Source organism: Streptomyces sp. Edi2 (assembly GCF_040253635.1).
In the GTDB taxonomy this organism is placed as follows: Bacteria; Actinomycetota; Actinomycetes; order Streptomycetales; family Streptomycetaceae; genus Streptomyces.
In genome coordinates, this window is sequence record NZ_JBEJGX010000003.1 from 2,079,796 (window position 1) to 2,100,935 (window position 21,140).

Annotated in this window: 17 protein-coding genes; 5 read left to right on the top strand and 12 right to left on the bottom strand. The window is 70.6% G+C overall.

Annotated elements, in window-relative coordinates; translation table 11 throughout:
• Positions 1 to 355 precede the first annotated feature (355 nt).
• The 5 genes from tkt to pgl are packed head-to-tail and all read left to right on the top strand — an operon-like array spanning position 356 to position 6,951.
• On the top strand, positions 356 to 2,458 hold the full coding sequence (gene tkt, locus ABR737_RS12670) for a transketolase (RefSeq protein WP_350250282.1): 2,103 nt from the start codon (positions 356 to 358) through the stop codon (positions 2,456 to 2,458).
• Positions 2,459 to 2,492: 34 nt separating this feature from the next.
• Positions 2,493 to 3,611 (top strand): transaldolase, encoded by a 1,119-nt coding sequence (gene tal / locus ABR737_RS12675; RefSeq protein WP_350250283.1) that lies wholly within the window; start codon positions 2,493 to 2,495, stop codon positions 3,609 to 3,611.
• Between the two features lie 6 nt (positions 3,612 to 3,617).
• The gene (gene zwf / locus ABR737_RS12680; protein ID WP_350250284.1) at positions 3,618 to 5,150 is read left to right on the top strand and encodes a glucose-6-phosphate dehydrogenase; all 1,533 of its coding nucleotides are present in this window, start codon (positions 3,618 to 3,620) and stop codon (positions 5,148 to 5,150) included.
• Positions 5,147 to 6,172, top strand: a complete 1,026-nt coding sequence (gene opcA, locus ABR737_RS12685; RefSeq protein WP_350250285.1) for a glucose-6-phosphate dehydrogenase assembly protein OpcA — start codon at positions 5,147 to 5,149, stop codon at positions 6,170 to 6,172. The genes zwf and opcA overlap by 4 nt, the downstream gene beginning before the upstream one ends.
• Positions 6,169 to 6,951 carry a 6-phosphogluconolactonase gene (pgl, locus tag ABR737_RS12690; RefSeq protein ID WP_350250286.1) on the top strand — a complete coding sequence of 261 codons (783 nt, stop codon included), beginning with the start codon at positions 6,169 to 6,171 and terminating at the stop codon, positions 6,949 to 6,951. Before opcA ends, pgl begins: the two co-directional genes overlap by 4 nt.
• A 132-nt stretch (positions 6,952 to 7,083) precedes the next feature.
• Here pgl and pgi read toward each other — a convergent pair whose 3' ends face one another.
• The 12 genes from pgi to ABR737_RS12750 form a co-directional block, all read right to left on the bottom strand.
• Positions 7,084 to 8,736, bottom strand: a complete 1,653-nt coding sequence (gene pgi / locus ABR737_RS12695) for a glucose-6-phosphate isomerase (RefSeq protein WP_350256765.1) — start codon at positions 8,734 to 8,736, stop codon at positions 7,084 to 7,086.
• A gap of 128 nt (positions 8,737 to 8,864) precedes the next feature.
• On the bottom strand, positions 8,865 to 10,193 hold the full coding sequence (locus ABR737_RS12700) for an MFS transporter (RefSeq protein ID WP_350250287.1): 1,329 nt from the start codon (positions 10,191 to 10,193) through the stop codon (positions 8,865 to 8,867).
• Positions 10,194 to 10,470: 277 nt separating this feature from the next.
• The gene (locus ABR737_RS12705; RefSeq protein ID WP_006606296.1) at positions 10,471 to 10,806 is read right to left on the bottom strand and encodes an RNA polymerase-binding protein RbpA; all 336 of its coding nucleotides are present in this window, start codon (positions 10,804 to 10,806) and stop codon (positions 10,471 to 10,473) included.
• 155 nt (positions 10,807 to 10,961) lie between these two features.
• Entirely contained in the window at positions 10,962 to 11,198 is a 237-nt protein-coding gene (gene secG, locus ABR737_RS12710) for a preprotein translocase subunit SecG (protein WP_006606295.1), read from the bottom strand.
• Between the two features lie 141 nt (positions 11,199 to 11,339).
• A complete protein-coding gene (gene tpiA, locus ABR737_RS12715) occupies positions 11,340 to 12,116 on the bottom strand; it encodes a triose-phosphate isomerase (protein WP_350250288.1) in 777 nt (258 codons plus the stop codon).
• Between the two features lie 5 nt (positions 12,117 to 12,121).
• Complete coding sequence (locus ABR737_RS12720) at positions 12,122 to 13,324, bottom strand: phosphoglycerate kinase (RefSeq protein WP_350250289.1); 1,203 nt, start codon at positions 13,322 to 13,324, stop codon at positions 12,122 to 12,124.
• 115 nt (positions 13,325 to 13,439) lie between these two features.
• Positions 13,440 to 14,444 carry a type I glyceraldehyde-3-phosphate dehydrogenase gene (gene gap / locus ABR737_RS12725; protein WP_350250290.1) on the bottom strand — a complete coding sequence of 335 codons (1,005 nt, stop codon included), beginning with the start codon at positions 14,442 to 14,444 and terminating at the stop codon, positions 13,440 to 13,442.
• Between the two features lie 255 nt (positions 14,445 to 14,699).
• On the bottom strand, positions 14,700 to 15,689 hold the full coding sequence (gene whiA / locus ABR737_RS12730) for a DNA-binding protein WhiA (RefSeq protein ID WP_018091880.1): 990 nt from the start codon (positions 15,687 to 15,689) through the stop codon (positions 14,700 to 14,702).
• Positions 15,680 to 16,741 carry a gluconeogenesis factor YvcK family protein gene (locus ABR737_RS12735; RefSeq protein ID WP_350250291.1) on the bottom strand — a complete coding sequence of 354 codons (1,062 nt, stop codon included), beginning with the start codon at positions 16,739 to 16,741 and terminating at the stop codon, positions 15,680 to 15,682. Before ABR737_RS12735 ends, whiA begins: the two co-directional genes overlap by 10 nt.
• Positions 16,738 to 17,682, bottom strand: coding sequence for an RNase adapter RapZ (gene rapZ, locus ABR737_RS12740; protein WP_350250292.1), 945 nt, complete (start codon positions 17,680 to 17,682; stop codon positions 16,738 to 16,740). The genes ABR737_RS12735 and rapZ overlap by 4 nt, the downstream gene beginning before the upstream one ends.
• Complete coding sequence (gene uvrC / locus ABR737_RS12745) at positions 17,679 to 19,910, bottom strand: excinuclease ABC subunit UvrC (RefSeq protein WP_350250293.1); 2,232 nt, start codon at positions 19,908 to 19,910, stop codon at positions 17,679 to 17,681. Before uvrC ends, rapZ begins: the two co-directional genes overlap by 4 nt.
• A gap of 99 nt (positions 19,911 to 20,009) precedes the next feature.
• A complete protein-coding gene (locus tag ABR737_RS12750; RefSeq protein ID WP_350250294.1) occupies positions 20,010 to 20,894 on the bottom strand; it encodes a hypothetical protein in 885 nt (294 codons plus the stop codon).
• Between the last annotated feature and the right edge of the window lie 246 nt (positions 20,895 to 21,140).

The following is a 21,140-nucleotide window of genomic DNA, read 5'->3' on the forward strand; positions in this document are numbered from 1 at the left end:
CGCCACTTTAGACGTTGGCCATCAGGCGATCTTCGCGGGGGTGGTCGTGTTGGGCGCCGGGCCACGGGGTGGCGGCGGCAGCTATTCCCCGGCGGCCGCCCGGCGTTCGGGAGGCGGATGCGACCGCCTCCCGGCAGTCTGGTCCTAGAGCCGCCTCCTCAGGACCGGGAATGTCACCCGCCCTGAGGTGGTTGCCCGAAGCGACGGGCTGCCGTGGCGCCCGCGCACCGACTGAGCGCCGAAAACACCGACTGAGCGTCGAAAAGACGCACGCCCTTGCGGGGGTAGGCTCGACACCGCCTGGCGGACATACCGTCCGCGGCATTCGACATGTGGAGAGGAGCCCTGACTCAGGGTGAGCACCAAGCCGACCACCACAGATCTCGAGTGGACCGAACTGGATCAGCGGGCAGTGGATACGGTCCGTGTCCTGGCCATGGATTCCGTGCAGAAGGTCGGTAACGGCCATCCGGGTACGGCCATGAGCCTGGCTCCGGCCGCCTACCTTCTCTTCCAGAAGCTGATGCGGCACGACCCGGCGGACGCGAACTGGACCGGGCGCGACCGGTTCGTCCTCTCCGCGGGCCACTCCAGCCTGACCCTCTACATCCAGCTCTACCTCGCCGGTTACGGCCTGCAGCTGGACGACCTGAAGGCGTTCCGCACCTGGGACTCGAAGACCCCGGGCCACCCCGAGTACGGCCACACCACCGGCGTGGAGACCACCACCGGCCCGCTGGGCCAGGGTGTCGCCAACGCGGTGGGCATGGCGATGGCCGCCCGCTACGAGCGCGGCCTGTTCGACCCGGAGGCGCCCGAGGGCAGCTCGCCCTTCGACCACCACATCTACGCCATCGCCGGTGACGGCTGCCTGCAGGAGGGCATCTCCGCCGAGGCCTCCTCGCTCGCGGGCCACCAGAAGCTCGGCAACCTCATCATGCTGTGGGACGACAACCACATCTCGATCGAGGGCGACACCGAGACCGCGGTCTCCGAGGACACCTGCAAGCGCTACGAGGCCTACGGCTGGCACGTACAGCGGGTGGCCCCGAAGGCGAACGGCGACCTGGACCCCGAGGCGCTGTACCACGCCATCGAGGCGGCCAAGGCCGAGACCGGGCGCCCGTCGTTCATCGCGATGCGCTCGATCATCGCCTGGCCGGCCCCCAACGCCCAGAACACCGAGGCCGCGCACGGCTCGGCGCTGGGCGACGAGGAGGTCGCGGCCACCAAGCGGGTCCTCGGCTTCGACCCGGAGCAGTCCTTCGAGGTCCCCGAGGAGGTGCTCGCGCACACCCGCGGAGCCCTCGACCGCGGCCGTGACCTCGAAAAGGAGTGGGGCAAGAGGTTCGCCGACTGGCGCACCACGAACCCCGGGCACGCCGCGGAGTTCGACCGGGTCGCCGCGGGCGAGCTGCCCGCGGGCTGGGAGGAGCACCTCCCGTCGTTCGAGACCGGCAAGGCCGTGGCCACCCGCGCCGCGTCCGGCAAGGTGCTGCACGCGCTCGGCGCGGTCATCCCCGAGCTGTGGGGCGGCTCCGCCGACCTGGCGGGCTCGAACAACACCACGATCGACAAGACCTCGTCGTTCCTGCCCGAGGGCAACCCGCTGCCGGGCGCGAACCCGTACGGCCGCACGATCCACTTCGGTATCCGTGAGCACTCCATGGCCGCGGAGATGAACGGCATCACGCTGCACGGCAACACCCGCGTCTACGGCGGCACCTTCCTGGTGTTCTCCGACTACATGCGCAACGCCGTCCGGCTGTCCGCGCTGATGCACCTGCCGGTGACGTACGTGTGGACGCACGACTCCATCGGCCTGGGCGAGGACGGCCCGACCCACCAGCCGGTCGAGCACCTGGCCTCGCTGCGCGCCATCCCGAACCTGAACATCGTCCGCCCGGCCGACGCCAACGAGACCGCCCTCGCCTGGCGCGAGATCCTCAAGCGCTGGACGAAGGAGTACGGCGTGGGGGCCCCGCACGGCCTCGCGCTGACCCGTCAGGGCGTGCCGACGTACCCGGCCGACGAGAACACGGTCAAGGGCGGCTACATCCGGTTCGAGGCCGAGGACACCGACGGCAAGAGCACCACGCCGCAGGTCGTGCTGATCGGTACCGGCTCCGAGCTGCAGCTCGCCGTCGAGGCGCGCGAGCAGTTGCAGGCCGAGGGCGTGCCCACCCGCGTGGTGTCGATGCCGTCGGTCGAGTGGTTCGACCAGCAGGACCAGGCCTACCGCGACAGCGTGCTCCCGCCGTCCATCAGGGCGCGGGTCGCCGTCGAGGCCGGCATCGGTCTGACCTGGCACCGCTTCGTCGGTGACGCCGGGCGCATCGTGTCGCTGGAGCACTTCGGTGCCTCGGCCGATGCCAAGACCCTGTTCCGCGAGTTCGGCTTCACCGCCGACGCGGTCGCCTCCGCCGCCCGCGAATCGGTCGAAGCCGCCGCGCGCTGACGCCCGTACACGACAAGTAGGAGATGCAGAACCCATGACAGACGCACTCAAGCGCCTCTCCGACGAAGGCGTCGCGATCTGGCTGGACGACCTGTCGCGCAAGCGCATCACGTCCGGCAACCTCGCCGAGCTGATCGACCAGCAGCATGTCGTCGGTGTCACGACGAACCCGTCGATCTTCCAGAAGGCGATCTCCTCGGGCGACGGCTACGAGCAGCAGCTCGCCGACCTCGCCGCCCGCAAGGTCACCGTCGAGGAAGCCATCCGCATGATCACGACGGCGGACGTCCGCGACGCCGCCGACATCCTGCGCCCGGTCTTCGACGCCACCGGCGGCCAGGACGGCCGGGTCTCCATCGAGGTGGACCCGCGCCTGGCGCACCACACCGTCCCGACCATCGCCGAGGCCAAGCAGCTGGCCTGGCTGGTGGACCGCCCCAACACACTGATCAAGATCCCGGCCACCAAGGCGGGCCTCCCGGCGATCACCGAGGTCATCGGCCTGGGCATCAGCGTCAATGTCACCCTGATCTTCTCGCTGGAGCGCTACCGCGAGGTCATGGACGCCTACCTGGCGGGCCTGGAGAAGGCCAAGGCCGCGGGCCTGGACCTGTCCCTGATCCGTTCGGTCGCGTCGTTCTTCGTGTCCCGGGTGGACACCGAGATCGACAAGCGCCTGGAGAAGCTGGGCACGGACGAGGCCAAGGCCCTCAAGGGCAAGGCCGCGCTGGCCAACGCCCGGCTGGCCTACCAGGCGTACGAGGAGGTCTTCTCCTCGGAGCGCTGGGCCGCCCTCGACAAGGCCGGCGCCAACAAGCAGCGTCCGCTGTGGGCCTCGACCGGCGTCAAGGACCCGGCCTTCAAGGACACCCTGTACGTCGACGAACTGGTCGCTCCGGGCACGGTCAACACCATGCCCGAGGCCACCCTGGAGGCCACCGCCGACCACGGCGGGATCACCGGTGACACGGTGCGCGGGAGGTACGACGCCGCCAAGGCCGACCTGGCGGCCATCGAAAAGCTCGGGATCTCGTACGACGAGGTCGTACAGGTCCTGGAGGACGAGGGCGTGGAGAAGTTCGAGGCGTCCTGGAACGACCTGCTCAAGTCCACGGAGGCGGAGCTCAAGCGCCTCGCTCCCACGGAGGGCTGATCTCCCTTGTCTGATGCACACGGAGCCAACCCGCTTCGTGACGCCCTGGACCGACGGCTCCCGCGTATCGCGGGGCCGTCGGGCCTGGTGATCTTTGGCGTCACGGGCGATTTGTCCCGTAAAAAGCTGATGCCCGCCGTCTACGACCTGGCCAACCGCGGTCTGCTGCCACCGGGTTTCTCGCTCGTCGGGTTCGCCCGCCGGGAGTGGGAACACGAGGACTTCGCGCAGGAGGTGTACGCGGCGGTCAAGGAGCACTCGCGTACGCCGTTCCGCGAGGAGGTCTGGCAGCAGCTGGTCCAGGGCTGCCGCTTCGTCCAGGGCAACTTCGACGACGACGATGCCTTCGAGACGCTGAAGGAGACGATAAACGAGCTCGACAAGGCCCAGGGCACCGGCGGCAACTTCGCCTTCTACCTGTCCGTGCCGCCGAAGTTCTTCCCCAAGGTCGTCCAGCAGCTGAAGAAGCACGGGCTGGCCGACCAGAAGGAGGGCTCGTGGCGGCGCGCGGTCATCGAGAAGCCCTTCGGTCACAACCTGAAGAGCGCCCAGGAACTCAACCGGATCGTCCATGAGGTCTTCCCGCCCCACGAGGTCTTCCGGATCGACCACTACCTGGGCAAGGAGACGGTCCAGAACATCCTGGCGCTGCGGTTCGCCAACACGATGTTCGAGCCGCTGTGGAACCGCAGCTATGTCGACCACGTCCAGATCACGATGGCCGAGGACATCGGCATCGGCGGCCGGGCCGGCTACTACGACGGCATCGGCGCCGCCCGTGACGTCATCCAGAACCACCTCCTCCAGCTGCTCGCGCTGACCACCATGGAGGAGCCCGCCTCCTTCGAGGCGGATGCGCTGGTCGCGGAGAAGACCAAGGTGCTGGGCGCGGTCCGGCTGCCCAAGGACCTCGGCAAGGAGACGGTCCGCGCGCAGTACGCGGAGGGCTGGCAGGGCGGCGAGAAGGCCGTCGGCTACCTCCAGGAAGACGGCATCGACCCCAAGTCGAAGACCGACACCTACGCCGCGATCAAGCTGTCGATCGACAACCGCCGCTGGGCGGGCGTCCCCTTCTACCTGCGCACCGGCAAGCGTCTCGGCCGGCGGGTCACCGAGATCGCGGTGGTCTTCCAGCGTGCCCCGCACTCCCCCTTCGACCGCACCGCCACCGAGGAACTGGGGCAGAACGCCCTGGTCATCCGGGTGCAGCCGGACGAGGGCGTGACCGTCAGGTTCGGCTCCAAGGTCCCGGGCACCTCGATGGAGGTACGGGACGTGTCGATGGACTTCGCCTACGGCGAGTCCTTCACGGAGTCCAGCCCCGAGGCGTACGAGCGGCTGATCCTCGATGTGCTGCTCGGCGACGCCAACCTCTTCCCTCGTGTGGAGGAGGTGGAGCAGTCCTGGCGGATCCTCGACCCGATCGAGGAGTACTGGGACAAGCACGGCAGGCCCGCGCAGTACCCGGCGGGCAGCTGGGGCCCCGCCGAGGCGGACGAAATGCTCGCACGAGACGGACGGAGCTGGCGTCGGCCATGAAGATCGATTTGACGGAAACCACGTCCAGCAAGATCAACAAGGCGCTGGTCGAGGGACGCCGCGCGATCGGCACCCCGGCCATAGGCATGGTGCTCACCCTCGTCATCGTCACCGACGAGGAGAACGCCTACGACGCGCTGAAGGCGGCCAACGACGCCTCGCGTGAGCACCCCTCGCGCACCCTCGTCGTCATCAAGCGGGTCAGCCGGTCGCCGCGCGACCGCGCCAAGGCCCGCCTCGACGCCGAGGTGCGGCTCGGCACGGACGCCGGCACCGGCGAGACGGTCATACTCCGGCTCTACGGCGATGTGATCGACCACGCCCAGTCGGTGGTGCTCCCGCTGCTGCTGCCGGATGCACCGGTCGTGGTCTGGTGGGCGGTGAACGCCCCGCTGGACCCGGCCAAGGACCCGCTCGGCGCGCTGGCCCAGCGCCGGGTGACCGATGCCTACGCCGCCGAGGAGCCCATCGCGGAGCTGGCGGCGCGCGCGGACACCTACACCCCCGGCGACACCGATCTGGCCTGGGCCCGCATCACGCCCTGGCGCTCGATGCTGGCGGCGGCGCTCGACCAGGCCCCGTGCACGGTGACCTCGGCCGAGGTCACCGGCGAGGAGTTCAACCCCAGCTGCGAACTGCTCGCCATGTGGCTGGCCGACCGGCTGCAGGTCCCGGTCACCCGCAAGGTGTCCGGCGGCCCGGGTCTGACGGCCGCACGGATGGAGTCCAGCACCGGCGCGATCGTGCTGGACCGCCCGGACGGCTCGCTGGCCACGCTTTCGATGCACGGCCAGCCCGACCGCGCGGTGGCGCTCAAGCGGCGGGACACCGCCGAGCTGCTGGCCGAGGAGCTGCGCCGGCTCGACCCGGACGAGATCTACGCCGCCGCCCTGAAGTACGGCGTGGACCGGATCGGTGACGGCACGGACGGCCGGCCGGCCGGCGGGGAGCCGGACGCCGGCAAGGACGCGCCGGCCAAGCCCGCGGCGAAGAAGGCGGCCAAGAAGGCAGCCGCCAAGTGAGCGCTCCTCAGGTCGTCGTCCACCGCGACAAGGAGCTGATGGCCAAGGCCGCGGCGGCCCGGCTGATCACGAAGATCGTGGATGCCCAGGCCGCCCGCGGCTTCGCCTCCGTCGTCCTGACCGGCGGGCGCAACGGCAACGGGCTGCTCGCGGCCCTCGCCGAGGCGCCCGCCCGCGACGCCGTGGACTGGTCCCGGCTCGACCTGTGGTGGGGCGACGAGCGGTTCCTGCCGGACGGCGATCCGGAGCGCAACTACACCCAGGCCCGGCAGGTGCTGCTGGACAGCGTCCCGCTGGACCCGGCCCGGGTGCACCCCATGCCCCCGTCGGACGGCCCGTACGGCAATGATGCCGACGCCGCCGCCGAGGCGTACGCGGCCGAACTGGCCGCCGCGGCAGGCCCCGAGGACCACGGGCCGGTGCCCTCCTTCGACGTCCTGCTGCTGGGTGTCGGCCCGGACACCCATGTGGCCTCGCTCTTCCCCGAGCTGCCTGCCGTCCACGAGCAGGAACGGACGGTGGTGGGGGTGCACGGCGCCCCCAAGCCGCCGCCCACCCGCACCTCGCTGACCCTGCCCGCGATCCGCGCGGCACGGGAGGTCTGGCTGCTGGCGGCCGGTGAGGACAAGGCCAACGCCGCGGCCATCGCGCTCTCCGGCGCCGGAGAGGTCCAGGCTCCGGCGGCCGGCGCACGGGGCCGCAGCCGGACCCTGTGGCTGCTGGACGGGGCGGCGGCGGCTCAACTGCCGCGTGGCCTCTACCCGCCGGCGTCGGCCTGAACGCCCAGCAGGAGCCGATGCCTAAGGCCCCGCACCCCGAAGAGGGGGTGCGGGGCCTTAGGCATCGCCGTGGTCACCGGGCGGAGCCGCCGGTGATCCCGGCGGCTCCGGTGATCCCGGTGATCTTGGCCATCAACGCCCGCGCAGCTCCCGGTACTTGGCGACCAGGCCGGCCGTGGAGGCATCGAGGCCCGGCACCTCGGCGCCCTCCGTCAGGGCCGGTTCGACGCGCTTGGCCAGGACCTTGCCCAGCTCCACGCCCCACTGGTCGAAGGAGTCGATGTTCCAGACCGCGCCCTGGACGAACACCTTGTGCTCGTAGAGCGCGATCAACTGACCCAGCACGGACGGGCTGAGTTCACCGGCCAGGACGGTGGTGGTGGGCCGGTTGCCCGGGAAGGTCTTGTGCGGCACAAGTTCCTCGGCCACGCCCTCGGCACGCACCTCCTCGGGCGTCTTGCCGAAGGCCAGCGCCTGGCCCTGGGCGAACAGGTTGGCCATCAGCAGGTCGTGCTGGGCGACCAGGCCCGGCGGCAGATCGTCGACCGGCCGGGCGAAACCGATGAAGTCGGCCGGGATCATCTTCGTGCCCTGATGGAGCAGCTGGTAGTAGGCGTGCTGGCCGTTCGTGCCGGGCGTGCCCCAGACGACGGGGCCGGTCTGCCAGCCGACCCGGTGGCCCTCGCGGTCCACGGACTTGCCGTTGGACTCCATGTCCAGCTGCTGCAGATAGGCGGTGAACTTGGAGAGGTAGTGGCTGTAAGGCAGCACGGCATGCGACTGGGCGTCCCAGAAGTTGCCGTACCAGATGCCGAGCAGACCCATCAGCAGCGGTGCGTTCTCCTCCGGCGGGGCGCTGCGGAAGTGCTCGTCGACGAGGTGGAAGCCGGCCAGCATCTCGCGGAAGTGCTCCGGTCCGATCGCGACCATCAGCGACAGTCCGATGGCGGAGTCGTAGGAGTAGCGGCCGCCGACCCAGTCCCAGAACTCGAACATGTTGTCCGTGTCGATGCCGAACTCCGCGACCTTGCCGGCGTTGGTCGACACCGCCACGAAGTGCTTGGCGACGGCCTCCGTCCCGGCACCGAGACCGGTCAGCAGCCAGTCGCGCGCCGAGGTGGCGTTGGTGATGGTCTCGATGGTGGTGAAGGTCTTCGAGGCGACGATGAACAGCGTCTCGGCCGGGTCCAGATCGCGGACCGCCTCATGCAGGTCGGCGCCGTCCACATTGGAGACGAAGCGGAACTGCATGTCCCGGTGGGTGAAGGCGCGCAGCGCCTCGTACGCCATCGCCGGGCCCAGGTCCGAGCCGCCGATACCGATGTTGACGACGGTCTTGATGCGCTTGCCGGTGTGGCCCTTCCAGTCGCCGGAGCGGATCCGGTCGGCGAAGGTCCCCATCCTCGTCAGGACGTGGTGCACCCCGGGGACGACGTTCTCGCCGTCGCTCTTGATGGCCTCGGAGGCGGGGGCGCGCAGCGCGACGTGCAGGACGGAGCGCCGCTCGGTGATATTGATCTTCTCCCCGCGGAACATCGCGTCCCGCAGCTCGGCCACGCCCCGCGCCGCGGCCAGGTCGCGCAGCAGCCCCAGCGTCTCGTCGGTGACCAGATGCTTGGAGTAGTCCAGGTGCAGATCGCCGACCTGGAGGGTGTAGCGCTCGGCGCGTCCCGGATCCCGCTCGAACAGCTCGCGCAGATGCACCTGCGCCAGCTGCTCCCGGTGCTTGCTCAGCGCGGTCCACTCAGGCAACTGATCGAGCCTGCTGCGGCCTTCTGCGTTCATCTCGGACATCAGCCTTCTTCATCTCGTACCGGCCCCGCCGTCTCCCAACCTAATTGATCAGCGCGCGGTGGGGGCACTCCCACTCGAGCGAAGCCGAGGGTGGGGGAAGGTATCTGTCCACCGCCGGATCAGGGGGTGTCGGGGGCCTGAAGAACAGGTATCAGCGCGACGGCGCCCAGGGCCAGCAGGGCTGCGGCCAGCAGCGCCGGGCTGCGGGGACCGTACAGCCCGGCGACCGCGCCGCCGAGGAGCGCGCCGAGCGGTGTGCCGGCGACGGAGACGGTGCGGAACGCGGCGCTGATCCTGCCGAGCATCCCGGCCGGGCTGCGCTGTTGTACGACGGTGGCTTCCAGGACGTTGATCACCATGGAGGCGAAGCCGAACAGGCCCAGGAAGAGGGCCGCGGCGGCCGGTGAGCGCAGCGTCCCGAGGCCCACCAGCATCACGGTCTGGAGCACTCCGGCGACCAGCAGGGCGGGGCCGCCGCCCCCGGCCGCGGCGATCGCCCGCCGCGCGAGGAGGCCGCCCAGCACCATCCCGATGCCGTACCCGGTCGTCACGAGCGCATAGCCGAAATCCCCGGCGCCCAGCCACCTCTTGACGACCACCACCAGGGTCGCGACCAGCGCGCCGAGGCCGATATTGCCCAGCGCCACCGACAGGCAGAGGGCACGCAGCACCCGGTCGCGCCACAACTGCCGTATTCCCTCGGCGATGTCGTGCCGCAGGGTGCGTCCCGCGACGGCCGGACGGGCGGCCGGCGGGCCGGTGCGCAGGGAGGCGACGAGAGCGGCAGCAAGGAAGTAGGTGACCGCGTCGGCCAGGAACGGGAGCGCGGCGCCGAGCGCGATGAGCACCGGAGCGAGCGGCCCGCCGATGAACCGCCCGGCCACCTCCTGACAGGTCATCAAGCGTGCGTTGGCGAGCCCCAGCTTCTCCTGGGGCACCACCGTGGGCAGCAGGGCCGTGGCGGCGTTGTCGAAGAGCGTCTGGAGGGTGGTGAGCGCGAAGGAGAGCGCGAGCAGCAGCCCGATCCCCACCCGGTCGAGCGCCACGGCCAGGGCGAAGCCGGCCATCAGCAGCCCGCGCAGCACATCGACCGCCCACATCGCCCGCCGCTGGTCCAAACGGTCCGCCACCGCGCCGCCCACCAGCCCGAAGAGCAGCCAGGGAACGAAGCCGCAGGCGGTGACGAGCGAGATCAGCAGCGGGGAACCGGTCAGGGTGTAGGCGAGCAGCGGCAGCGCCGTGCCGCGCAGGGCGTCACCGAAGCGGGAGACGGCGGCGGCGCCGCACAGCCGGCCGAAACCACCGCCCCGGGCGAGCGCGCCGGCTCCTGCCGCACGGCCGCTGTCCGCGTCCCCCTTCGTGTCCCCCTTTGTGCCCCTCGCCGCGCCCGTTCCCCTGCCCGTCCCCGTCCCCGTGACCGCGTCCGCGCTTGCTTTCCTGCGTGCCATCCCGCCCCGTCCCCCGTTCGCTTCATGCGCCTACGGAAAACGGTACGGGCGACCACTGACAGTGGCCCTCGGGCAACTTCCCCATCCGCTGCCTCAGATGCGGCCGGTGCGCCGGTGCGGCAGGTGGCAGGTGCGTGCGGCCGGTCGCAGAACGGACGTGGTCCGGGCGCGGACCGGGCCCGGAACGGGCGCGCCTCGCGAAGGCCTACCAACGCGGTCGGCCCGGCCGGAGGGGGTGCGTCCCCTCCGGCCGGGCCGACCGAGATGAGCTGGTCCGTCAGATTTCACCGCGGAGCTTGGCAAGCGCCTCCGCGAGGATCGCCTCACCGTCGGCGTCGCTGCGGCGCTCCCGGACGTAGGCGAGGTGGGTCTTGTAGGGCTCGGTGCGCGGCGGGTCCGGCGGGCTGTCCCGGTCCTTGCCTGCCGGGAAACCACAGCGCGGGCAGTCCCAGGTGTCAGGAACCTGCGCGTCGCCGGCGAAGCTGGGCTGCGTCTCGTGCCCGTTGGAGCACCAGAAGGAGATGCGGGTGCGCGGCGCGGACTCGCCGCGCTCGGCCTCCCCCATCGGCCCCGCCCCGACCCGACTTCCTCGGATCGCGTTGCCACTTGCCACGGTTGTAACTCCCTGCGTCATGGTGCTGCACAGCCTCTCGCAGCAGCTGGGCTGCGGAACGCCCCAGTCTACGTAAGGCCCAACGCGCGTCCAGTGGCTGGAGTTACCCGTCCGAGGACGCCTCCCTCATGATAGGCCGCGCCTCCGACGCATTGTCAGTTGCCGAGCTTCATCAGGATGCCGAGCACGACGATGCAGGCGAACCACAGCAGACCGATCACGATGGTGATGCGGTCGAGGTTCCGCTCGGCGACCGAGGAGCCACCGACCGAGGACTGCATGCCGCCACCGAACATGTCGGACAGGCCGCCGCCCTTCCCCTTGTGCATGAGCACCAGCATCATCAGCAGCAGGCTGAAGACGATGAGGGCGATCGAGAACCCGATGACCACGGCTGGACCAACTCTCTAGGACTGACGGACGGAAGTAAGGATCACGATATCGGTAACAAATGGTGCGGGGCCGGGGACGGTGCTGCTGCACCGGTCCCGGCCCCGACAGGGTACGACGAGGGCTCCCCCTCGTCATAGCTGCTACTGGTCGCGGAAGCGGACGATCTTCACAAACTCGTCCGCGTCCAGCGCCGCGCCGCCGATCAGCGCGCCGTCGACGTCGGGCTGCGCCATGATCGCGGCGACATTGCCGGACTTGACCGAGCCGCCGTACTGGATGCGGACCTTGTCGGCCAGCTCCTGGCTGTAGAGCTCGGCGAGGCGGCCGCGGATGGCACCGCACACCTCCTGCGCGTCCTCGGGAGTGGCGACCTCGCCGGTGCCGATGGCCCACACCGGCTCGTAGGCGATCACGATCGTCTCGGCCTGCTCGGCCGGGACGTCCGCCAGGCCGCCGTCGACCTGGGCGAGGGTGTGCGCGACCTGGTTGCCGGCCTTGCGCACGTCCAGGCCCTCGCCGACGCACAGGATCGGGGTGATCCCGTTCTTGAAGGCGGCCTTGACCTTGGCGTTGCAGATCTCTTCGTTCTCGCCGTGGTACTGGCGGCGCTCGCTGTGGCCGACGGCCACGTACGCGCACTTGAGCTTGGACAGCATCGAGCCGGAGATCTCACCGGTGTAGGCACCGGAGTCGTGCGCGGAGATGTCCTGGGCGCCGTACTTGATCTTGAGCTTGTCGCCGTCGACCAGCGTCTGCACCGAACGCAGGTCGGTGAAGGGCGGCAGGACCGCGACCTCTACGGCGTCGAAGTCCTTGTCGGCAAGGGCGAAGGCGAGCTTCTGGACGTGGGCGATGGCCTCGAGGTGGTTGAGGTTCATCTTCCAGTTGCCCGCCATCAGCGGGGTGCGGTCAGTCACGTTGTTCAGTCCTCCAGAGCGGCGAGGCCGGGCAGCGTCTTGCCTTCGAGGTATTCGAGGCTGGCGCCGCCGCCGGTCGAAATATGGCCGAATGCATTCTCGTCGAAGCCCAGCTGGCGAACGGCGGCGGCCGAATCACCGCCACCGACGACGGTGAAGGCGTCCGAGTCCAGCAGCCCCTTCGCGACGGCCGCGGTGCCGCCGGCGTAGTCGGGGTGCTCGAAGACGCCCATCGGGCCGTTCCAGAAGACAGTGGCCGCGTCGGCGAGCTTCGCGGCGTAGAGCTCGCGGGTCTTCGGGCCGATGTCCAGGCCCTCCTTGTCGGCCGGGATGGCGTCCGCGGCGACGGTCTCGGGGTGGGCCGGGGCCTTGGTCTTCAGGTCAGGGAACTCGGACGACACCAGGACGTCGACGGGGAGGACGAACTCCACACCGCGCTTCTCGGCCCGCGCCAGGTACTCCAGGCAGGCCGGGACCTGGTCCTCCTGGAGCAGCGAGATGCCGACCTCGTGGCCCTTGGCCTTGAGGAAGGTGTACGCCATGCCGCCGCCGACCAGGATGCGGTCGGCCTTCTCGATCAGCTGGTCGATGACGGCGAGCTTGTCGGAGACCTTGGCGCCGCCGAGCACGACGGCGTAGGGGCGCTTGACGTCCTCGGTGAGCTTCTTCAGGACGCGCAGCTCGGCGGCGATCAGATCGCCGACGGCGTGCGGAAGGCGCCGGGGCAGGTCGTAGACGGAGGCGTGCTTGCGGTGCACGGCACCGAATCCGTCGCCCACGTACAGGTCCGCGAGGGCGGCGAGACGGTCGGCGAAGGCGGCGCGCTCGGCGTCGTCCTTGCTGGTCTCGCCGGCGTTGAAGCGAAGGTTCTCCAGCACGGCCACCTGGCCGTTGGCCAGCGCGGCCGTCACGGACGCGGCGGACTCACCGACCGTGTCGGTCGCGAACGCCACGGTCTGCCCGAGGATTTCCCCGAGGCGCTCGGCGGCGGGGGCCAGCGAGAAGGCCGGGTCCGGGGCGCCCTTGGGACGGCCCAGGTGGGAGGCGACGATCACCTTGGCGCCGCGCTCGACGAGCTTGGCGATCGTCGGGGCGACGGCGCGGATCCGGCCGTCGTCGGTGATGGTGGTGCCGTCCAGCGGCACATTCAGGTCGGCGCGGACAAAGACCCGCTTACCGTCCACCTGGAGGTCGTCGATCGTCTTCATGAGGAATGACTCCATCACATGGGTCGGTCGGTCGCGGAACGGGGCTCGTGCGACGCCTCATCGCGTCACACGAGCCCCGTCCCCACATCTCGGTGTCCCGGGTGTCAGCCAGGGATCAGAGCTGGCCGCCGACGAAGGTGGTCAGGTCCACCAGGCGGTTGGAGTAGCCCCACTCGTTGTCGTACCAGCCGACGACCTTGACCTGCTTGCCCTGCGACATGGTCAGCTGGGAGTCGAAGGTGCAGGAGGCCGGGAAGTTCACGATGTCCGAGGAGACGATCGGGTCCTCGGTGTACTCGAGGACACCCTTGAGCTGCCCCTCGGCGGCCTTCTGGAAGGCGGTGTTGATCTCTTCCCTGGTGACCTCGCGGTCGAGCTCCAGGACCAGGTCGGTGACCGAGCCGGTGGGGACGGGCACGCGCATGGCGATGCCGTCCAGCTTGCCCTTGAGCTGCGGGAGGACCAGGGCGGTGGCCTTGGCGGCGCCCGTCGAGGTCGGGATGATGTTCTCCGCGGCGGCGCGGGCGCGGCGCAGGTCGCTGTGCGGGAAGTCCAGGATGCGCTGGTCGTTGGTGTAGGCGTGGACCGTGGTCATCATGCCCTTGACGATGCCGAAGTTCTCGTCGAGAACCTTCGCCATCGGCGCCACACAGTTGGTGGTGCAGGAGGCGTTGGAGATGACGTGGTGCTGAGCGGCGTCGTACTTGTCCTGGTTGACGCCCATCACGATGGTGATGTCCTCGCCCTTGGCGGGCGCGGAGATCAGGACCTTCTTGGCGCCGGCCGCGAGGTGCTTCTCGGCGTCGGCCTTCTTGGTGAAGATGCCGGTCGACTCGATGACGATGTCGGCGCCGAGCTCGGCCCACGGGAGGTTGGCCGGGTCGCGCTCGGCCATCGTCTTGAAGGTCTGGTTGCCGACCGTGATGCTGTCGTCGGTGTGGCTGACGGGCTGCTTGAGACGACCCAGGATGGTGTCGTACTTCAGCAGGTGAACCAGGGTGGCGTTGTCGGTCAGGTCGTTGACACCGACGATCTCGATGTCCGCACCCTGCTCCAGGAGCGCGCGGAAGTAGTTGCGACCAATGCGGCCGAATCCGTTGATGCCTACGCGGATCGTCACGAACCGATCTCCTCGTTGGTACGCCGGCGCAGTTACCGGCGAGCTGTATGGGATGTCCCCGACCGCCTCCGACCCTACCCCCTGCAAGAGACGTACGTGACATTGACATCGACGCCGAAAGGTGCTCAAGTGAGCGCCCTCCAGCCCCTCTGACGTCCGCCTTTACGCGCCCCCGCGGCGCCCCTGCACACAGCGGCGCCCCCGGCGCCCAATACGGGCGCCGGGGGCGTAGACGAGGGAGGACCGGGCTCCGTTTCAGCCCACCATGCCCTCGGCGAGTTCCTCGGTGAGGTTGGACTCGGTGCCGGGGATGCCCAGGTCCTGGGCCCGCTTGTCGGCCATCGCCAGCAGCCGGCGGATCCGGCCGGCGACGGCGTCCTTGGTCAGCGGCGGGTCCGCGAGGGCACCCAGCTCCTCCAGGGAGGCCTGCTTGTGCTCCATGCGCAGACGGCCGGCCGCCGCAAGGTGCTCGGGGACCTCCTCGCCCAGGATCTCCAGGGCCCGCTGGACCCGGGCGCCCGCGGCGACCGCGGCGCGGGCCGAGCGGCGGAGGTTGGCGTCGTCGAAGTTGGCGAGACGGTTGGCGGTGGCCCGCACCTCGCGGCGCATCCGCCGCTCCTCCCACGCCAGCACCGACTCATGGGCGCCGAGCCGCGTCAGCAGCGCGCCGATCGCATCACCGTCACGGACGACGACGCGGTCCACGCCGCGTACCTCACGGGCCTTGGCGCCGATGCCGAGCCGGCGGGCGGCGCCGACCAGCGCGAGCGCCGCCTCGGGTCCGGGACAGGTGACCTCCAGGGACGAGGAGCGGCCGGGCTCGGTCAGCGAGCCGTGGGCCAGGAAGGCGCCGCGCCAGGCCGCCTCGGCGTCGCAGGTCGCGCCGGAGACCACCTGGGGTGGCAGCCCGCGGATCGGGCGGCCGCGGCCGTCGACCAGGCCGGTCTGGCGCGCCAGCTGGTCGCCGCCGGCCACGACCCGTACGACGTAGCGGCTGCCGCGCCGCAGGCCGCCGGGGGCCATCACCACCAGGTCGGAGCTGTGCCCGAAGATCTCCAGGATGTCCTTGCGCAGCCGCCGGGCCGCGATGCCCGTATCCAGCTCCGCCTCGATCACGATGCGCCCGCTGACCAGGTGCAGACCGCCCGCAAACCGCAGGATCGACGAGACCTCCGACTTCCGGCAGCAGGTCCGGGTGACGGGGAGCCGGGAGATTTCATCCTTCACCGCTGCCGTCATCGCCATGGGCCGATCCTTCCATGCATCCGAAAAATACGGTCGTACGCGGCTGCCAGCAGCTCCGGGTCGTGCCGGTCGGGGGCTCCCCCGGCGCTCGACCGGGCGTCGTCTCCTTGTGCGGCGACCGCCGCCAGCTCGACCTCGCTGCCGACCAGCTGCTTCGCGGCAACCGTCAGACCTTCGATGTCGGGCACGGCGGCCTTGTCGGCCAGCACCACGTCGAAGGCGAGTTTAGGGGCGTGTCGGGCCAAAACCTCCAAATGACGCTGCGGGGAGAAGCCATCGGTTTCGCCCGGTTGGGGCGCAAGGTTGAGCGAAAGGACCTTTCGGGCCTTGGTCTCCTCCAGGGCCTCGCGCAGCTCAGGCACCAGCAGATGCGGGATCACGGAGGAGAACCAGGAGCCCGGACCGAGCACCACCCAATCGGCGTCACGTACGGCGGCGACCGCCTCGGGGACGGCCGGCGGGTCCTCGGGGACCACATGGACGGACTGCACCTCGCCGCGGGTGAGCGCGACGGTGGCCTGGCCGCGGACCGTGGTGATCGCGTCCGGCCTGTCCTCGTCATGGCCCTTGACCTGGGCCTGGAGTTCCAGGGGCACCGCCGACATGGGCAGCACCCGGCCGTGCGCGCCGAGCAGTCTGCCCACCAGGTCGAGCGCCTGGACATGGTCGCCCAGCTGCTCCCACAGCGCGACGATCAGCAGATTGCCGACCGCGTGGTCGTGCAGCTCGCCCTCGCTCGTGAAGCGGTGCTGGATCACCCGGGACCAGGTCTGGCCCCAGTCGTCGTCGCCGCACAGCGCGGCCAGCGCCTTGCGCAGGTCGCCGGGCGGCAGGACGCCCAGCTCGTCACGGAGGCGCCCGCTGGAGCCGCCGTCGTCGGCGACCGTGACGACGGCGGTCAGGTCACCGGTGATCCGGCGCAGCGCGGTGAGTGAGGCGGACAGGCCCATGCCGCCGCCCAGTGCCACCACCTTGGGGGTGGCCCCCTTCGTCATACGGCCGCTGGGGACGAAGCGCCGGACCTTGCGCAGCCGCGGCGCGCGCCCGCTCACTCGCGCCCCATATCCCGGTGGACGATGACGGTTTCCACCCCTTCGGAGACCAGCCTGCGGCCAAGCTTCTCGGACATCGCGACGCTGCGGTGCTTGCCGCCCGTGCAGCCCACGGCGATGGTCACATAGCGCTTGCCCTCACGGCGGTAGCCCTCGGCGACGATCCGCAGCAGCTCGGCATAGCCGTCCAGGAACTCCTTGGAGCCCGGCTGGCTGAAGACGTAGCTGGAGACCTCGTCGTTGAGACCGGTGAAGGGGCGCAGCTCGGGGACCCAGTGCGGGTTGGGGATGAAGCGGCAGTCGATGACCATGTCGGCGTCGACCGGCAGGCCGTACTTGAAGCCGAAGGACATGACCGTGGCACGCAGCTCGGGGACCTCTTCGCCGGCGAACTGGGCGTCCATCTTGGCGCGGAGTTCGTGGACGTTGAGGCTGGAGGTGTCGATGACCAGGTCGGCGTCGCCGCGCAGTTCGCGCAGCAGATCCCGCTCGGCCACGATGCCGTCGACGATCCGGCCGTCGCCCTGAAGCGGGTGCGGGCGGCGCACCGACTCGAAGCGGCGCACCAGGGCCTCGTCGGAGGACTCCAGGAAGACGATGCGGCGCTTGACGTTCTGCGCGTCGAGGGTGGCCAGCGACTCCTTGAGGTTGGCGAAGAAGCGGCGGCCGCGGACGTCGACGACGACCGCGATCCGGGCGACATTCCCCTGCGAGCGGGCGCCCAGCTCGACCATCGGCGCGATCAGCTCGGGCGGGATGTTGTCGACGACGAACCAGCCGAGGTCCTCCAGACACTTCGCGGCCGTACTGCGGCCGGCGCCGGACATCCCGGAGATGATCACCAACTCGGGGATCGCGGCGCTCTCGCCCTGGTCGGTCGTGCCCGTGCTCACCTGTGCACCGTCTCTCTCGGTTTCCTGCGCTTCGTGCGGTGTACTCATCGTTCCTGCCCCCGTTCTGCCGACAACGCGGCCGGTGGGGCCCCGTCATCTTCCATGATCTCTCCTGTGGCGGTGTTCACCGCGGGGGCGGACGGTGCCGCCCCTGCCAGCGCCGCGGCGACCGTCTCCGCGGTCTTGCGCCCGACGCCCGGGACCTCGCAGATCTCGTCGACGGTCGCGGCCCGCAGCTTCTTCACCGAGCCGAAGTGCTTGAGCAGCGCCTGGCGGCGGGTGTCGCCGAGGCCGGCGACGGCGTCGAGCGGCGAGGCCTTCAGCCGCTTGCCGCGCTTGCTGCGCTGATAGGTGATCGCGAAGCGGTGCGCCTCGTCGCGGACGCGCTGGAGGAGGTAGAGGCCTTCGCTGCTGCGCGGCAGCACGACCGGGTCGTCGTCCTCGGGCAGCCAGACCTCTTCGAGCCGCTTGGCCAGGCCGCACACGGCGACATCGTCGATGCCGAGCTCGTCCAGCGCCCGGCGGGCGGCCGCGACCTGCGGGGCGCCGCCGTCGACGACCACGAGCTGGGGCGGGTAGGCGAAGCGCTTGGGGCGGCCGTCCTCGTCGGTCGGCCGGCCGGCCATGGGGTCCGGCTCCGGCTCGTCGGGGGGCGGCGTGAGGGCGCCGGTGGTGATGCCAGGGCCGGTGGTGATGCCGGGGCCGGTGGTGATGCCGGTGGTGATGCGGCCGGTGCCGTCCGTGACTCCGGAGGCGTCCGTGACTCCGGCACGGTCCGTGGCTCCGGTGCCGGCGGTGACCCCGGTGCCGGCCGTGATGCCGTTGTCGTCCACGCGGGCGTCGCCGGGCGGCTCCTCCGTCCACTCACCGGACTTCTGCTTCTCCTGGAGATAGCGCTTGAAGCGGCGGCCGATGACCTCGTGCATGGACCGGACATCGTCCTGGCCCTGGAAGGTCTTGATCTGGAAGCGGCGGTATTCGCTCTTCCGGGCGAGACCGTCCTCGAAGACCACCATCGAGGCGACCACGTCATCGCCCTGAAGGTGGGAGATGTCGAAGCACTCGATGCGCAGCGGCACCGCATCCAGCCCCAGGGCCTCGGCGATCTCCTCCAGGGCGCGGGAGCGGGTGGTGAGGTCGGAGGCGCGCTTAGTCTTGTGCAGCGCCAGGGCCTGCTGGGCGTTGCGGCCGACCGTGACCATCAGGTCCTTCTTGTCGCCGCGCTGCGGGATGCGCAGCGAGACCTGGGAGCCGCGGCGCTCGGAGAGCCACTGCGCGATCGGCTCGACGGGCTCGGGGAGCGCCGGGACCAGGACCTCCTTGGGGACGGCGTCGCCCCGCTCCTCGCCGTACAACTGCTGGAGGGCGTGCTCGACGAGACCGCTGGTGGTGACGGCCTCGACCTTGTCCGTCACCCAGCCTCGCTGGCCGCGCACCCGGCCGCCGCGGACGTGGAAGATCTGGACGGCGGCTTCGAGTTCGTCCTCGGCGAGGGCGATCAGGTCGGCGTCGGTGGCGTCGGCGAGCACCACGGCGCTCTTCTCCATGGCCCGTTTGAGCGCCCCTATGTCATCACGCAGCCGGGCGGCGCGTTCGTACTCCATCTCCTCGGCGGCCTCCTGCATCCCGCGCTCCAGGCGGCGGAGGTAGGCGCCGGTCCGGCCGGCCATGAAGTCGCAGAACTCCTCGGCGAGTTCGCGGTGTTCCTCGGCGGAGACCCGTCCGACGCAGGGTGCCGAGCACTTGCCGATGTAGCCGAGCAGACAGGGGCGGCCGATCTGGGCGGAGCGTTTGAAGACGCCGGCGGAGCACGTCCGCACCGGGAAGACCCGCAGCATCAGGTCGACGGTCTCGCGGATGGCCCAGGCGTGGCCGTACGGACCGAAGTAGCGCACGCCCTTCTTCTTGGCGCCGCGCATGACCTGGACGCGCGGGAACTCCTCGTTGAGGGTCACCGCGAGGTACGGATAGCTCTTGTCGTCGCGGTACTTGACGTTGAAGCGCGGGTCGAACTCCTTGATCCAGCTGTATTCGAGCTGAAGCGCCTCGACCTCGGTGGAGACGACGGTCCACTCCACGGAGGCCGCGGTGGTGACCATCGTGCGCGTACGCGGATGGAGGCCGGCCAGGTCCTGGAAGTAGTTGGCCAGGCGCTGGCGCAGGCTCTTGGCCTTGCCGACGTAGATGACCCGGCCGTGTTCGTCGCGGAACTTATAGACCCCCGGCGAGTCGGGGATCTGTCCCGGCTTGGGTCGATAGCTGCTGGGGTCTGCCATGCACACCACCCTACTGACCGGGACCGACAATCACCGTTCCCAGGCCCACTCCGCACCCCGGCTCTCCCCGTTCCCCGGCCCTCCCCCTCCGCGGCCCGGTCAGGCGCTGCGCCGCCTGCGCAGTGCCGCCGAGGCGGACAGCCCCAGCGCGAGCAGGGCGGCGGTGCCCGCCACGCTCGTGGCGGCGGTCACCGGCAGGCTGTCGCCCGCGAAGGCACCCGCCGTGACGGGCCGCGCGGCGCGGGGCTCCCGGTCCTGGTCCGGGGCCGCGGCCACCGGCCCGTAGCCACCCTCGCCGCGCCGCTCCTGCGCGGAGCCGGGGAGCTTGTCCTCGTAAGCCCGCGCCACCCGTTCCCGGTAGGCGGCGACGGTGGTCCCGCGTGCGCCGACGGCCTGGCGGGCGTCCGGGTCCAGTGGCTCGATCCGGTCGCCGTGCTGCACGTACCAGGCGTCGGTCCGCGGCTCGTGGAAGACCGTGCCGCCCTTCGCCCGCGCGGCCCCGGCCGCGGTGTAGCGGGTCTCGTCGTCGCCGGTGGCGATGGTGACGACCTTCCAGGCCGCGCCCCGCCGTGCGGTCCGCACCGAAGCCGTGCGGCCGTCGCCCGCGACGGCCTTGTGGGCGAAGAACTCCAGGCGGGCGACGGGGGCTCCGGGCCGACCGCGGACGAAGTCCGGTGACAGGACGTAGACGGGGACGGCGGCGCCCTCGAGGTGCGGTGCGGCCTGCGCGGTGCCGGGGGCCGCGGCGCGCCCGCCGCCGCGCTTGCGTCCGGTCGCGAAGAACCGGGCGAGGGCATCCAGGGTCGCGGGGGCGGCGGCCGCCGCGCGGGCGGCGGTGACGCTCGCCGGGGCGGGGGCCGGGGTCCGGGGCACGGGGGCGGGTGCGGCCAGGGCGAGGTGCGGGGTGAGGCCGAAGAGGGCCGTGAGGGACGTGCCGGTGGCGACGGCGCGAAGGGCGGTGCGGACGGCGGTGCGCTTCGTCATGCCCTCAGGCTCCTCTCCGGTACCGGGAGTGTGTCCAGGAGAAGGAGCTGCCGTTCACGTGGTAGTCGAAAACGCCGCAGTTGTAGCGTTTGTTGGCCGACCGTGGATCACACCGGTACACCCAGTGGCGATCCGTGTCATATCCGTGGATCACATGCCTGTGGCCATCGCCGGAGGACCACTGGATCCGGGTCTCGACGGGTGGGCCGGCGTTCGATCTGGCCCCGCGGGCTGTCGTAGTGGGGT

Bases quoted from the DNA above. Each gene is read 5' to 3' on its own strand.
- tal (WP_350250283.1), top strand. From the start codon at position 2,493: ATGACAGACGCACTCAAGCGCCTCTCCGACGAAGGCGTCGCGATCTGG.
- opcA (WP_350250285.1), top strand. From the start codon at position 5,147: ATGAAGATCGATTTGACGGAAACCACGTCCAGCAAGATCAACAAGGCG.
- pgi (WP_350256765.1), bottom strand. From the start codon at position 8,736: ATGAACGCAGAAGGCCGCAGCAGGCTCGATCAGTTGCCTGAGTGGACC.
- ABR737_RS12700 (WP_350250287.1), bottom strand. From the start codon at position 10,193: ATGGCACGCAGGAAAGCAAGCGCGGACGCGGTCACGGGGACGGGGACG.
- ABR737_RS12720 (WP_350250289.1), bottom strand. From the start codon at position 13,324: ATGAAGACGATCGACGACCTCCAGGTGGACGGTAAGCGGGTCTTTGTC.
- whiA (WP_018091880.1), bottom strand. From the start codon at position 15,689: ATGGCGATGACGGCAGCGGTGAAGGATGAAATCTCCCGGCTCCCCGTC.
- rapZ (WP_350250292.1), bottom strand. From the start codon at position 17,682: ATGAGTACACCGCACGAAGCGCAGGAAACCGAGAGAGACGGTGCACAG.
- uvrC (WP_350250293.1), bottom strand. From the start codon at position 19,910: ATGGCAGACCCCAGCAGCTATCGACCCAAGCCGGGACAGATCCCCGAC.
- ABR737_RS12750 (WP_350250294.1), bottom strand. From the start codon at position 20,894: ATGACGAAGCGCACCGCCGTCCGCACCGCCCTTCGCGCCGTCGCCACC.